The organism is Aliikangiella aequoris, from assembly GCF_053709105.1.
Map to the genome: position 1 here is coordinate 1,658,140 of NZ_CM132298.1, position 15,316 is coordinate 1,673,455.

Below are 15,316 nucleotides of genomic sequence, written 5' to 3' on the forward strand. Positions count from 1 at the left end.
AACCCCGGTAGGAAAGGGTGATAACCCAACAGCAATGCTTGAATTAAGTGATGATACTATTGGGTGTGGATGGTTGATAAATAAACCGATTGGTTATTTTTATGGTATGCCACAGCTAACGTGAATTTGGGGCGTGCTACCCCCCAACTTACCAGGGCTACACAAATGCCTGAGATTCTTCGCGCACTTCGTCAATAGCGAGAATAAAAGCATCATGAATTTCACCTAAGCCTTGGCTAATACCATGTTCTTTTAAATAAGTCTCGTAGTCATTTGCGAGCTTTTTAAGCTTAGGAACACCGCAATAAGCGGTAGCGCCGTGCAGTTTATGCACCTGTTTTAATAACTCGTTTAGATCTGATTCTTTGTAATATTTGTTAATTAAGGGTTTTGCTTCGTCAAAGCTTTCAACCAACATACTTAGCATATCTTTGGCTAGGTCTTCTTTATTGTTAGCCGCCTTTAAACTCAGCGCCCAGTCTACGGCATTTTGACTTGCGTTATAGCTTGCACCACTTTCTTTTATTTCTTTTGCTTCGCCTTCGATGGTACGAGCTCGGTTGGAGTAGTTGTTACTCTTGTCTCGTTGGTTTTGTTTTTTATTTTGAACTGCATCTTGTGCTAATTGTTTTATAGTCACTAGCTCTTTTCTGGTCCACTGTCGAATGGTTTCTTCTAGTTTACTTTGAGAGATTGGCTTTGTTAGATAATCGTCCATACCTTCATTTAAAAGTTTTTCGCGTTCACCTTTCATTGCGTGGGCGGTTAACGCAATAATTGGTGTTCTAGCTCTATTATTTTTCATTTTTCGAATGTGCCGGGTTGCTTCCACACCGTCCATTTCTGGCATTTGAATATCCATAAAAATAATGTCGTACTGATTTTGTTCGCACGCGTTAACGGCTTCTTTACCATTGGTGGCCAAGTTAACTTCTAATCTAAATTCGGAGAGTAGCTCTGCAATTAATTTTAAGTTTGCAGAGTTGTCGTCAACACAAAGTATTTTAAGTTGCCCGGCTTCAAGCGGGAGCAAGCTTTTGCTTGAAGCTTCTTCTGGCGCTTTTCCAATTTCGAACCAGTCAAACAAAGCGTTATATAACCCCTTACGAATAACTGGCTTGCTTAAATGGTAGTATATGCCTATATCGGCAAATTGTTTTACGACGGCTTCATCATTGGTATTAAGTAAGACTGCAATAGGGCAGTTTAACTGTTGGCCAATAGAAACCAACTGATTAAACTCTGACTGGTATTCATAACTATGATAGCCACCAACAATGATTAAGTGAATATCTTTATTTTGTTGTGAGAAAAGTTTAGCCATGTCGATCAGTTCGGTTAAACTCTTAAAGCTTGTGACTTCGCTATTCCATCGCGTGAGAATATGTTGGGTCGCTAGTTGTGATACTTGGCTTGAGTCATGTAACAAAACTTTGCGACCAGGAAAGCCAAAGTCCACTTGTTTGTTTTCGTCGGGATTCTTATCGAGTTCTAAAGTAAACCAAAAAGTTGAACCTACATTTTCTTCGCTTTGCAAACCAATTTGCCCACTCATAGACTCGATGAGTTTTTTGGATATTACAAGGCCTAAACCCGTTCCGCCAAAGCGGCGAGTTGTTGTTGTGTCTGCTTGAGTGAATGCGTTAAATAAAACTTTTTGCTTTTCTTCTGAAAGTCCTATGCCTGTGTCAATTACGTTAATTTTTAGCTTTACAGACTGAGGAGACTCATCCTCTAAAAGAACTCTGATTTGTACGTTACCTTGTTGGGTAAACTTAATAGCATTGTTGGTTAAGTTGGTTAATATTTGACAAATTCTAACTGAATCACCGAGTAGATACTCTGGGACGTCTTGGTAGACTATGCCAATTAATTCAACATTTTTATCGCGTGCGGTCGGTCCTAATAAATTGAGCACTTCATCAACGCAATCGTTAATGTTTAGCGGCCTTTTTTCTAAATCCATTTTGCCTGCTTCAATTTTTGAAAAGTCTAAAATGTCATCAATAATTGAAAGCAGGCCGGTCGCAGATTTTTTAATGGTATTTAAATGGTCAATTTGTTTTGGCCCAAGCTCGGTTCGCAGCAATAAGTTAGTAAACCCAATGACACCATTCATAGGGGTTCTAATTTCGTGACTCATATTTGCTAAAAATTCAGATTTTACCCGGCTAGCTTCTACAGCTTGTTTGCGCGCCATATCCAGTTCAACATTTTGTAACTCTAATGCTTCGTTAGTTTCGTGTAAGTCAGAGGTGGCTTGCTCTACCGCTGCTTGCATTTCTTCTCTTGCTTCGTAAATTGCTTGGCTCATATCGTTAAAGCCATCTACAAGCGTTTTCAATTCGCCGCTTGCTTGTGATTTTATGGTGGCTTTTAGTTGGCCTTCTTTTATACGCTTTACAGCTGTTGCAAGTTGAATAATAGGCAGAGTGATTGAGCGAGCCATGCCTTGCGCTAAAGCACCGCCTAGGCCTAAACCAATGACCAGTATAATTAACGCCGTCGCGATTGTTTGATATTGGCGCAAGGTTGCATTTTTAATCGTTAAATAAACCGAAACATAGCCTAATATAGGCTGTTGCCGAGACTGATTAAAATGCAGGCTGTCGCTTGGATCGGGCTGGGTATAAATTGGCGTTCTAACGATAATCCCTTCAGCTAATCGTTCTACCGTGGTTTGCCTTGGTAAAATGTTATCGGATGTAGCCAGTTGGCTAACTAATTTGGGTGTCCCTGAGCTAGCAAACAAAAGGCTATTTTTGTCGTAGATTGCCAAAGCTAAAATATCTTCGTCGCCATTGCGGGCGCTGTTAACTAAGCGTTGAAGTGTATTGGTATTTGAGGCGAGTACAGGATACTCTGCGGTTTGTGCGATATAACTTACTAGCGTGTGGCCTCTGTCTTCTAAGGCAATATTTAAATCATGAACTCGAGTTGCAATAAAGTAAGCACCCATTACAATTGCCACCAAACTGGTTGGTATTAGTGCGAGTAAAATTACTCGGGCGCGTATTCCCCATTCATTCATGACTTAATTCCCTGAGTTCCGCCGTGGCGATTTGACGACTTATTTCGTTTTCATTGTTGTTTTTAAGGCGTAAACTTTCTGCTATTTTATGGTTGATAACAACACTAAAACTATTCGCGTACCGTGGCGGCGAAAACTGGTTTAGCTGACATTCTTCACTGATCTGATTACTCGCTTCAATACTTAGCGCCGTGGTTGCCGTGTAAATACTTGCTAAAGCACCTATTTCAGAATGCTCAAATATGTTTCCTATGAGTTTTATATTGCGATAATAAGCAGATAACACCACCGCAGCTAATTTAGACTCGGTATAAATATCGCGGTTATTTGATATAAGCAAGACACCTTCGTCAGCTACAATTTTTGACAAAAACTTTTCCGGCGGATCAGAAGAAAAGAGTATTTGAAAAGCTAAGTCGAGATTCAATTGGCTGGCGATATTTTTAAGGTTTGCGAGTTGATATTTATCGGCTTGATCAAAAAACAATGCGACCTTGTTTAAATCGGGAGTGATGGTTTTTGCTAAAAGTAGTTGCCTTAGTGGCGGTTGTTCGTGATAAATCCCACTAATGGGAACGCCGAGTCGAGCATAGACATGGTGCAATTGATCTAACTGAGTTTTTGAGACTAACAAGCTAAATAAAGGCGTTTTATTACGAATAGAGGCAATCTTTTGAGTTGCAATTGGGCCGATAGTCACTGCGCAATCATTGACGCCATTAAATAAGGATTCAATTTCTTTTTTAGTCAGCTCTTTTATATTAATTAGCTTAACTTGGTGGCCTGTTAATTTAAGTTTAAGTTGAGGTTCTATTGATTTAACTAGGGTTAATAGTTCTGGCTGAGAGCCTTGATAAAATACGGGTAAAATAGCGCGCTCTGCTTGGTTTAGCGACATTAAGTCGTTAGCTTGTGAAGGTTGTTGGTATAACTGGCTCGACTCACGAGCGAAGCTGTTGCAGGCCAACATGACTAAACCCGTAAAGCAGATAAGTTGGCGTAGCCAAAAGTAGCACAGCCTATTGTTTTGCAATAGTGCCAAGATTTTTAGCTTTTGTTGCCGCATTGCTACCATAAATTAGTGAAACCAAAATACTCAAAAGTGAATAATGTTTAGTGTGTTGTATAGTGATAAAAGCCAGCTCAAAAAGCAGGCAACATGCAAAACTTAGTAACTGAGCGAAAATACTAGCTTAGCAACCGGCTTACAGAATGGAATACCCACAGCAATTACTGGTTACTGCGTTTGATTTTAACCTGATTAGCTAGTGCAAATAAAGCAGCCTGATAATGCACTCCTTTTTTAGCAATAATAAGTATAAATATCAATCACTTATTAAAGATTCTGGTAAATTAGTGACAAGATTTAGTTAACAACCTATTTAAATTAAATAATCTTCTTAAAAAGCAGTATAATGCGCAGCATATTGGTACCTGACACACTGTGTACTCGCAGCAGTGTTGTATTGGCAAACTAAAATTTATCGTAGTTAAGTTAGTAAACTCAGTAAGATTGGACAAATAAATGGCTAGAAAGCAGCGCAGATACAAAAAAGTTCCTAGTGAACCGGTAGAAATTAATATCGAAAGTTTATCTCACGAAGGGCGTGGTGTAGGCCGAATTGATGGCAAGACGACTTTTGTCGATGGTGCGCTAGCAGGTGAAAAAGTCGTCATGCAATACACCTTTCAACGAGGCAAGTTTGACGAAGGTAAAGTGCTTGAAGTTTTAGAGGCAAGCCCTTTGCGAGTTGAGCCTAAGTGTGAATATTTTGGTGTGTGTGGGGGGTGCAGTATGCAGCATCTTTCACATGAGGCGCAAATCACTCATAAACAGTCAATTTTACAAGAACAATTAACTCACTTTGCACAAACCGAGCCTAAACAATGGCTTGAACCTTTGCAAGCCGACTTGTTTGCTTATCGTCGTAAGGCGAGGCTGGGGGTTCGATATGTGAGTAAAAAAGGACGCACATTAATAGGCTTTAGAGAAAAACATTCTAACTTTTTAGCTGACATTAAATCTTGCCAAGTACTACGCAAAAAAGTCTCTGACTTATTAATGCCAATGAGTCAATTAATTGATCAAATGCAGGGGCGTCTTTCCATTCCACAAATAGAAGTGGCTAGCGGAGACGCTAAAATTGCTATGATAGTCCGTCATTTAAAACCATTAAGTGAGTCAGATCAGCAGTTATGGGTTGAGTTTGGTGAGCAGCATGATTTGGTTATTTATTTACAGCCTAAAGGACCAACAACGGTGCATCGCATTTGGCCTCTTAACACAACTGACGCTCAATTAAGCTATAAATTAGACGCTTTTGGCGTGGAGCTACTACAAGAGCCGCTTGATTTTGCCCAAGTCAATGCCAGTATCAACCAAAAAATGGTGCCTTTCGCTATTCAACTGCTCGATGTCCAGCCAGATGACCGTGTTTTAGATTTATTTTGTGGTTTAGGAAACTTTACTATCCCGTTAGCGACTAAAGCTGCGCATGTTGTAGGGATTGAAGGCGTGCCAGAGATGGTCGAGCGTGGCAAGCTTAATGCGCAACACAACAAGCTAAATAACGTTGAGTTTTATCAGGCTGATTTAACGACGGATTTATCTAACGAAGCCTGGAACCAGGCCCACTATAATAAGATATTAATTGATCCAGCACGCAGTGGAGCATTAGAAGTCATTAATAATATCGTGAAGTTTGGGGCTGAGAAAATAGTTTACGTTAGTTGTAATCCGGCAACGTTAGCCAGAGATACCGGTGAGTTAGTAAAGTCAGGCTATACTTTGGTGAAAGCTGGAGTCATGGATATGTTTCCTCAAACGACTCATGTTGAGTCAATTGCCTTATTTGAAAAGCGTTAAGTTTGGATAAATGCGCTCAATTTAATTAGCTAACTTACTCAATTAGTCAGTTGGCTTTAGCATTGTTTAGTTATTTTAATATTGGTTAATTGTTTGTTAGTTTTGTCGCTTAGTCATTAAGAATGAATTAAATTCGGAAAGCTGATGGTAAAAGTACACCAAATAGAAACGCCAAAAGATATAGAAGATCAACGCTTCGTGAGTTGGTCTCGGTCTCTGCTCCCTGAAAATGAAGCAAACAACCAGAAGTTATGGGAAGACGCTGAGGCTTTGATTAAGCAGGTTAAGTTTAATCATATAGAGCAGCGACGAGAGCTGTTTCATCAATGTTTTGAAATGGCCAATATACTTAGCTCGCTAAATGTAAATAGCAAAGGGTTAATTGCGGCTATTTTATATCCGCTACTTGACTCAGGTTTAATTGATTTAGAAAAAATCGCGCTTAAAGTGTCTAAGAGTGTAGCAAACTTGCTCGAAGGTGTGACTACAATGGACGCGATTCGTGGGCTTCAAGATGATTTTGTCGATGACTCTGATGCTTCACAAATTGATAATTTACGCAAAATGTTATTGGCGATGGTTGACGATGTCAAAGTCGTTTTAATTAAACTCGCTGAGCGACTTTATTTATTACGCGTCGCTGATCGACATTCGCACGCTTACCAGCTGAAACTTGCCAACGAAATTAGCCATGTTTACGCTCCGCTAGCTAATCGCTTAGGTGTAGGGCAAATTAAATGGGAAATGGAAGATCTCGCTTTTCGTTTAATTCACCGTGAAGAATACAAGCAAATTGCAAAAAGCCTAGACGAAAAACGAGTTGCGCGAGAAACCTATGTGGGATCTGTGTTAGAAGTTATAGGGTCGGCTTTAGCCAAAATCAATGTGACTGCAGATTTACAAGGCCGAGCCAAGCATATTTATAGCATTTGGAAAAAGATGCAGCGTAAACAAGTTGGCTTCGACGAAATATATGACGTAAGAGCGGTGCGGGTTTTAGTTCCAGAAATTCAAGATTGCTACTCGGTACTTGGTGTGGTGCATGGTTTATGGAAGCATATTCCCAAAGAATTTGATGACTATATTGCCACCCCTAAAGAGAATGGCTATCGCTCTTTACATACCGCAGTAATTGGTCCAGAAGGCAAAACGTTAGAAATTCAAATTCGCACTTTCGATATGCACCAAGAATCTGAGTTGGGGGTTGCTGCACACTGGAAATATAAAGAAGGCAACGCAGCGGCCGCAGATGGTTACGAAGCAAAAATTGCTTGGCTAAGACAATTACTGGAATGGCAAGACGAGGTGACTGAAAGTGCCGAAATCGTTGAAGAGTTTCGCAACCAAGTTCTTGAAGAAAGAGTTTATGTGTTTACGCCAAGAGGTAAGTTAATTGACTTACCTAAAGGCTCGACTGCGCTGGACTTTGCCTACCGAGTACATACAGATGTAGGCCACCGCTGTCGTGGTGCGAAAGTGAATGGTCGAATTATTCCGTTAACCCAAGCCTTGGTGACTGGTCAAAAGGTCGAGGTTTTAACTAGCAAAACTGGTGGGCCAAGTAGAGACTGGCTAAGCGAGCATCAAGGATATGTAAGATCGAGTCGAGCGCGTAGCAAAATTAACCAATGGTTTAGACACCAAGATAAAGATAAAAATATTGCCGCAGGTAAAGCTTTACTAGAAAAAGAGCTAATTAAACATAACATTAAGCAGGCAGATATATTAAAAACCGCACAGCACTTTAACTACAACAAAGAAGAAGAGTTGTATGCAGGAATTGGGGTAGGCGATAAAGGACTTCATCAAGTACTCAATGTGGTGCGAACTTTAACCAATCAACCTGAACCAATTAACAGAAATACCGTAATCAAAAAACGCGCGTCGGTTGCCAAAAGAAGTGCTTCTAGTGATGTGTTAGTGGAGGGCGTTGGTAACTTACTTACCCGTATGGCTGGATGCTGTAAGCCTGTCCCAGGCGACGAAATATCCGGTTATGTCACGCAAAGCCGAGGCATAATGGTCCATAGAGAGGATTGTCGGTATTTGATGGCATCGCGTCAGACGTCACCAGAAAAAGTACTCAATGTTGAGTGGACTAGCTCGGTTAATGATAGCTATTTAATTGACTTAAATATAAAAGCTTATGATCGCAAAGGGCTGCTCAGCGATATTACATTGCTTATGTCAGAAGAGAAGGTTAGTGTGACTTCTTTAAATACGCACGTAAACAAACAGCGACTTATGGTTGTTATTAAAATTCAAATTGAAGTACCGAGTATTGCAACGGTTTCTAAAATAATGACGAAAGTAGAACAGTTGCCTACAGTGGTTAGTGTGCAGCGCGCCAGCTAGTTTTTGGTCGTGCTGCCTCTTTTTAATCTATAACAGATTCACTCATCAATAAATCAAGCTATCAATAAAACTATGACGCCCAAAGACACTAAAAACCCCCATGCTGAGCGATTACTGAATCAGGTTAATAATGCGACTGGCATTAATAAAATACTCAAGCTTATGCAGGCGCTGCGTGATCCTCAGGGTGGTTGTGATTGGGATTTAGCTCAAACCTACTCGAGCTTGGTTCCTTTTACTCTAGAGGAAGCTTATGAAGTTGCCGGGGCGATTGAAGAAAATGACTTCGATAGTTTAAAAGAAGAGCTAGGAGATTTGCTTTTTCAAGTGGTGTTTTATGCGCAAATAGCCGCCGAAGAAGGCCGGTTTGAGTTTTTTGATGTAGTGGATGTCATCTGTGAGAAATTAGTTCGACGTCACCCGCATGTATTTGCCAATGTTTGCTATGCCAATGATGACGAATTAAAGCAAGCTTGGGATCAAATAAAGCAACAAGAGCGCAGCGCCAAGCAGGCTTTAGGGCGCTCTACTGTGCAAGATAACAGCGTGTTAGCCGACGTGCCCAAGGCATTACCCGCATTAAGTCGTGCCGATAAAATTCAAAAGCGGGCCGCTCAGGTTGGGTTCGACTGGAGTAGCGTCGAGCAGGTTTGGGGTAAAGTCGCCGAAGAAAGCGACGAAGTTTTAGCGGCAGCGCTGTCAGGTGATAAAGCCCATTTAGAGGAAGAATTAGGTGATTTGATGTTTGCAGTGGTTAATTTAACTCGCCATTATGGTGTAGATTCCGAAGTTGCTTTAAAACGCGCCACGCAAAAATTTGAAAAACGTTTTAGGCAAGTAGAAAGCGACTCAAATGGTGATTTAAATGGCAAAACCATTGAAGAATTAGAAGCATTATGGCAACAAGCTAAGCTGATAGTCGATTGATTTAGCTTGTGTTAGCGTTGGATATAAAAATAATCGCGAAATTTCTCTAATTGATAACTTAAAGCTGTGCTTCAGCAACAATTTTTTGTTACAATATCGCCCCGTCCTGATTGCTCCCAGTTGGCAGTAGTTTTGTTCTCAATTGCAGCATAATTACTTAAAATCGACACAATTCATTGAATTCTTTTGCTCAATTTCTAATGATTTTGAGGCGCTAGAATTAACGATAAAGTGTTGAAAAGTGTACTTTGCGGTTAATTTTGAAGAAAAATCGCTAGAGCGATTAATATTTCTAATATTAAGCACTGCCGAGGAGCTATTATCTAATAATGTGTATTACTGATTTTGGCGAAATTACATGACTAAGTTTATTTTTGTGACGGGCGGAGTTGTCTCTTCTCTCGGTAAAGGCATTGCAGCTGCTTCTCTTGCTGCACTTTTAGAGTCGCGTGGCCTAAAGGTAACATTATTAAAGCTAGACCCTTATATAAACGTTGATCCAGGGACAATGAGCCCATTTCAACATGGTGAAGTATTTGTGACCGATGATGGTGCAGAAACCGATCTCGATTTAGGGCATTACGAGCGTTTTGTTCGGACCCGCATGAAGCAATCAAATAACTTTACCACCGGTCGAGTTTACGCCGATGTTTTAAGAAAAGAGCGTAAAGGCGAGTACTTAGGTGGAACCGTTCAAGTTATTCCGCATATTACCGACGAAATTAAACAAAAAGTCTACCAAGGTGCCGGTGATGCCGATGTTGCTATGGTTGAGATTGGCGGTACCGTAGGCGATATTGAGTCTTTACCTTTCTTAGAAGCCATTCGCCAGCTAGGATACGAGTTAGGCAGAGAAAGAGCTTTGTTTATGCATTTAACCTTGCTGCCTTATATTGCGGTGGCTGGAGAACTAAAAACCAAACCAACGCAACACTCAGTCAAAGAGTTACGATCGATTGGTATTCAGCCTGATATTTTAATTTGTCGTTCAGACCGAACTTTGCCTGCGTCAGAGAAAGCTAAAATTGCTTTGTTCACAAACGTTGATGAAAAAGCCGTTATTTCACTAAAAGATGTGGATAGTATCTATAAAATTCCAGCAATTCTTAACGCACAAGGTCTTGAAAAGCTAATTAGCGAAAGGTTTGAGCTCCCTAAGCAAGAAGTTGACTTAACGGAATGGGAGCAAGTGCTTTATGCTGAAGCCAACCCTAACGGTGAAGTGAATATCGCTATGGTAGGCAAATATATGGACTTAACTGAAGCTTACAAATCTTTAATTGAGTCGTTAAAGCACGCCGGCCTGCAGAATCGCTTAACGATTAATATTGATTACGTTGATGCTGAAGATATTGAAAAGAAAGGCGTTGGCTTACTAGACAGCGCCGACGCGATTCTAGTTCCTGGCGGTTTTGGTGAACGTGGCGTTGAAGGTAAAATACAAACTGTGCAATATGCGCGGGAAAATAATGTTCCTTACTTAGGCATTTGTTTGGGCATGCAAGTTGCCGTGATTGAGTTTGCGCGCAATGTGGCAAAACTTAGCGATGCGCATAGTACTGAATTTGCCAAAAACACGCCTAATCCTGTGGTTGGATTAATTACCGAGTGGGTGAATAAAGATGGTTCGGTAGAGCAGCGTTCGGAAGCTTCTGATTTGGGCGGTACCATGCGTTTAGGCGCTCAGCCTGCTTATTTGGTTAAAGACTCAAAACTAGCAGCTATTTATGATGCACAAGAAATCAATGAACGTCACCGCCATCGTTACGAAGTAAATGAAAACTTTGTGCCTCAGCTAGAAAAAAGCGGTTTGATTATTTCAGGGCGTTCTAGTCTAAACAACTTAGTTGAAACGGTAGAGTTAGCCGACCATCCTTGGTTTGTAGCGGTACAGTTTCATCCTGAGTTTACTTCTACACCCAGAGACGGGCATCCATTGTTTACGTCTTTTATTAACGCTGCGCGTGAATTTAGAGAACGCGAGGAGGCATAAGGTATGCAAATTTGTGGATTTGAAGTAGGTATTGATAAACCGTTTTTTTTAATCGCAGGACCTTGTGTAATTGAAAGCGAACAGTTAGCACTCGATACTGCCGGTTATATGAAAGAAGTGACCGACCGTTTAGGTATTCCTTATATTTATAAATCATCTTTCGACAAAGCAAACCGTTCTTCTCATGATAGTTTTAGAGGTCCTGGCCTAGAAAATGGTTTAAAGATTCTAGAAAACGTAAAACGCCAAATTGGCGTACCAGTGTTAACTGATGTTCATGAAGACACCCCCATGCATGAAGTTGCTGCGGTTGTTGATGTCATGCAAACGCCGGCATTTTTATGTCGTCAAACTAATTTTATCCAGAAAGTCTGTGAGCCAGGAATACCGGTAAATATTAAAAAAGGCCAATTTTTAGCGCCTTGGGATATGCAGCATGTTGTCAACAAAGCTCGTGCTACTGGTAACCAAAATATTATGGTTTGTGAGCGTGGCGCATCTTTTGGATATAATAATTTAGTCTCAGATATGCGTAGCTTGGCTGAAATGCGTAACACGCTTGCACCAGTGGTTTATGATGCCACTCACTCTGTTCAATTACCGGGTGGACAAGGGGCTTCATCTGGCGGGCAGCGTCAGCATGTTCCGGTTTTAGCTAGAGCCGCTATGGCAGCAGGTATTGCAGGGTTGTTTATGGAAACTCACCCAGATCCTGCGAAAGCCAAAAGTGATGGACCTAACTCTTGGCCTATGTATGAGATTGAGTCTTTGTTAAAAACGCTTAAAGAAATTGACCAGGTGGTTAAGGCAAATGGTTTTGCCGAAATGGCGCTTCAAAAATAGCTAGCCGAAGTGTTCAAGCAGAGTAAAGTATTCAAGCAGAGTAAAGTATTCAAGCAGAGTAAAGTATTTAAAATAGTTTCGCATTAAATTTTATAAATTGAGGTTGTTAGACATGACGAAGATTGTCGATATTATTGGCAGGGAAGTTTTAGATTCACGTGGTAATCCTACGGTAGAAGCTGAAGTAGTTTTAGAAAGTGGCATGCTAGGTATTGCTTGCTCTCCAAGTGGCGCATCTACCGGATCTCGTGAAGCTTTAGAGTTACGTGATGGCGATAAGTCACGCTATTTAGGCAAGGGCGTGTTAAAAGCGGTCGACAATATCAACAAGCTAATTAAGCCTAAGTTATTGGGTATGGACGTTTCTGCGCAAGCAGAAATAGATCAAGTAATGCTGGATCTTGACGCAACCGAGAATAAGGCGACATTAGGCGCTAATTCAATTCTTGCGGTTTCTTTAGCTGCTGCAAAAGCCGCCGCCGCAGAAAATAAACAACCTTTATTTAAACAAATGGGCGACGGTGTCATGCTGCCAGTTCCAATGATGAATATCATTAACGGCGGCGCTCATGCAGATAACAATGTCGACATTCAAGAGTTTATGATTTTGCCAGTTGGCGCTCCTTCGTTTGCAGAAGCATTACGCTATGGAACAGAAATATTTCATGCGCTTAAGCAAGTTTTAAAAGCAAAAGGATTAAGTACTTCTGTTGGTGACGAAGGTGGTTTTGCACCCAACTTAAGCTCTAACGAAGAAGCCGTACAAGCTATTGTTGAAGCAGTAGAGCTAGCGGGCTATAAATTAGGTGAAGACATTTATCTTGGTTTAGACGTAGCCAGTTCTGAGTTTTATAAAGATGGAAAATATCATTTAGAGAGCGAAGGAAAGTCGTTAACTTCAGAAGAGTTCGCTTGTTATCTGGAAGATTGGGTTAATCGCTATCCTATTATTTCAATTGAAGATGGCATGGATGAAGGTGACTGGGACGGTTGGAAAATTTTAACTGAAAAGTTAGGTAACAGAGTTCAATTAGTTGGCGATGACTTGTTTGTTACTAACACCAAAATTTTAGCGGAAGGTATTGAAAAAAGCATTGCTAATTCTATTTTGATTAAAGTTAATCAAATTGGAACGCTAACTGAAACTATTGCTGCCATTGAAATGGCGCACAAAGCGGGCTACACGGCTGTTGTGTCACACCGAAGCGGTGAAACAGAAGACACCACTATTGCTGATTTAGCTGTTGCTACCAATGCTGGTCAGATTAAAACTGGTTCATTGTGCCGTAGCGATCGCGTCGCCAAATACAATCAATTGTTAAGAATTGAGCAGCAACTAGGCGATAAAGCGATTTATCCAGGTAAGAAAGCCTTTAACTGTTTATAGGTTTAGAAAGGTTTAAAGGCAAGCGATAGCTTGCCTTTTTTATTTGAATAGTGTTTTATTTAGATTTCATGATTTGTGACTATAGGCGATAAAGCCTTTTTTATGAAAATTCTTGGTTTAGTTTTTTGCATTATAATTATTGTCCTCCAATATCGAATTTGGTTAGGAGAGGGCAGTGTGCATAAAATTAACCAGTTAGAAAGTCGAATTACTGAGCAAAAGCAGCAGAATGACCTACTTCTTGAGCAAAATACTCAGTTAAAGCAAGAGATAAAGCGGTTACGTCAAAACCCTGAATTACTAGAAGAAATTGCCCGAGAAAAGCTTGGCTTAGTTAAACCAAATGAAACTTTTTATCGAGTAATTCCCAGTGAAGCTGAAAAGCAATAAATAAAAAAGAGATCTTATGCCAGTCGATTTTTCTGAAGTGACCAACAACGTTGTGATAATTCCGGCAGCCGGTATTGGTTCTCGTATGAACTCCCAAGTGCCAAAGCAGTACCTACAGATAAATGGCGAATTTATATTAGATATTACGCTAAATAAGTTTTTAAGCCGAGCAGACGTTGCCAAGGTTGTTTTAGTCATTTCTGCACAAGACCAGCACTATACCAATTTAAAGTCATTAAATAACGATAAAATCGAAGTGATAGAAGGCGGAGAGCAAAGAGTCAATTCCGTGTTTAACGCGCTTAAGTTTTTGTACGACAATGGTTTACCGGACGATACACCTGTTTTGGTTCATGACGCTGCGCGTCCCTGCATTTTAACGGCCGATCTTGATAAATTAATCGACTACTTTAAGCAGCATCAAGCGCCTTGCTTTTTAGGTGCTGCGGTGAATGATACACTTCAACAAGTTAATGACGTGGGACAGGTGGTTAAACGTCTCGATCGAAGTCATATTGTAAAAGCCTTTACACCTCAAATGGCCAGTTTTATTGATTTAAAAAATGCATTGAAAAAAGCCAGGGAAGATGGAGTTTTTGTAACCGACGAAGTTTCTGCGTTGAGTTATAGCGGTCACCAAGTAAATCTAGTTAGTGGTAGCGCGAGTAACATTAAAATTACCTTAAATGAAGATCTTGCATTAGCGCAACATTATTTACTCAATAATTAGTCTCAAATATAAGTTCTCATGGCTTGCCGCAAGGCTTAGCCTAAATGAGGAGTATATAAATTGTGATTAATAGATTGTTAACAAAGCTAAGCCGGATAAATACGGCAACGATAGATTAAGCGGAGAAGAGATTGACCAACAACGATATTTTAAGACGGCTGCGCTACACCTTTAACTTTAATGACGCCAAAATGGCGGATATTTTTGAGTCGGGCGGTCTTAAAGTAACACCAAAGCAAGTGATAGCATGGTTAAAAAAAGATGAAGATCCACTATTTGAGGAGTGTATCGACACTCAACTTGCTATCTTTTTGAATGGTTTAATTAATGAAAGACGCGGTAAAAGAGAAGGGCAACAGCCTACGCCAGAAAAGCGTTTAAATAATAATATTATTCTTACCAAATTAAAAATTGCCCTTAATTTAAAAGCAGAAGATATTGTTGATTTAATGCGTGAAACTAATCTGCCGATTAATAAGGCTGAGCTCAGCGCTTTTTTCCGTAAACGGGATCACAAAAACTACCGCCCGTGCCATGATCAGTTTTTGCGCAACTTTATAAAAGGGGTTGAGCTAAAATTTTTTGTTACCAGGCCTGCAAAATATATTACCAGTAAAGATAAAGAGCAAAACTTAAGTAAACCCAATAAAAATAAAGCGGCCTCAAATCACAAACCAGCAAAAGCATCGAACAAAGTGGTTTATCATAACCCTAATGCGACTAAAAAGCGTGACGTATTAAGTGTAAAACCTAAAAAGGATTAAGCTGGAATCACACCAAAGCCGATAGATTTT

Annotated in this window: 11 protein-coding genes; 9 read left to right on the top strand and 2 right to left on the bottom strand. The window is 40.3% G+C overall.

Annotation, left to right across the window (positions count from 1 at the left end; all coding sequences use genetic code 11):
- Positions 1-157: 157 nt before the first annotated feature.
- The gene (gene barA, locus ACUR5C_RS07250) at positions 158-3,031 is read right to left on the bottom strand and encodes a two-component sensor histidine kinase BarA (protein WP_454467686.1); all 2,874 of its coding nucleotides are present in this window, start codon (positions 3,029-3,031) and stop codon (positions 158-160) included.
- Positions 3,024-4,097 carry a hypothetical protein gene (locus ACUR5C_RS07255; protein ID WP_454467687.1) on the bottom strand — a complete coding sequence of 358 codons (1,074 nt, stop codon included), beginning with the start codon at positions 4,095-4,097 and terminating at the stop codon, positions 3,024-3,026. The genes barA and ACUR5C_RS07255 overlap by 8 nt, the downstream gene beginning before the upstream one ends.
- 459 nt (positions 4,098-4,556) lie before the next feature.
- Between ACUR5C_RS07255 and rlmD the strand changes: the two genes are divergently transcribed.
- From rlmD to ACUR5C_RS07300, 9 genes are all read left to right on the top strand, one after another.
- Positions 4,557-5,897, top strand: coding sequence for a 23S rRNA (uracil(1939)-C(5))-methyltransferase RlmD (gene rlmD, locus ACUR5C_RS07260; protein WP_454467688.1), 1,341 nt, complete (start codon positions 4,557-4,559; stop codon positions 5,895-5,897).
- Positions 5,898-6,041: 144 nt separating this feature from the next.
- Positions 6,042-8,252: a GTP diphosphokinase gene (gene relA / locus ACUR5C_RS07265; RefSeq protein ID WP_454467689.1), complete on the top strand. Its 2,211-nt coding sequence runs from the start codon at positions 6,042-6,044 to the stop codon at positions 8,250-8,252.
- Positions 8,253-8,324: 72 nt separating this feature from the next.
- Entirely contained in the window at positions 8,325-9,179 is an 855-nt protein-coding gene (gene mazG / locus ACUR5C_RS07270) for a nucleoside triphosphate pyrophosphohydrolase (RefSeq protein WP_454467690.1), read from the top strand.
- 358 nt (positions 9,180-9,537) lie between these two features.
- Positions 9,538-11,172, top strand: coding sequence for a CTP synthase (gene pyrG / locus ACUR5C_RS07275; RefSeq protein ID WP_454467692.1), 1,635 nt, complete (start codon positions 9,538-9,540; stop codon positions 11,170-11,172).
- A gap of 3 nt (positions 11,173-11,175) precedes the next feature.
- Complete coding sequence (gene kdsA / locus ACUR5C_RS07280) at positions 11,176-12,015, top strand: 3-deoxy-8-phosphooctulonate synthase (RefSeq protein ID WP_454467693.1); 840 nt, start codon at positions 11,176-11,178, stop codon at positions 12,013-12,015.
- Between the two features lie 112 nt (positions 12,016-12,127).
- The gene (gene eno / locus ACUR5C_RS07285; RefSeq protein ID WP_454467694.1) at positions 12,128-13,402 is read left to right on the top strand and encodes a phosphopyruvate hydratase; all 1,275 of its coding nucleotides are present in this window, start codon (positions 12,128-12,130) and stop codon (positions 13,400-13,402) included.
- A 102-nt stretch (positions 13,403-13,504) separates the two neighbouring features.
- Positions 13,505-13,792: an FtsB family cell division protein gene (locus ACUR5C_RS07290; RefSeq protein ID WP_454467695.1), complete on the top strand. Its 288-nt coding sequence runs from the start codon at positions 13,505-13,507 to the stop codon at positions 13,790-13,792.
- Positions 13,793-13,808: 16 nt separating this feature from the next.
- Positions 13,809-14,522, top strand: a complete 714-nt coding sequence (ispD, locus tag ACUR5C_RS07295; RefSeq protein WP_454467696.1) for a 2-C-methyl-D-erythritol 4-phosphate cytidylyltransferase — start codon at positions 13,809-13,811, stop codon at positions 14,520-14,522.
- Between the two features lie 131 nt (positions 14,523-14,653).
- Entirely contained in the window at positions 14,654-15,286 is a 633-nt protein-coding gene (locus ACUR5C_RS07300) for a YehS family protein (protein WP_454467697.1), read from the top strand.
- Positions 15,287-15,316: the final 30 nt, after the last annotated feature.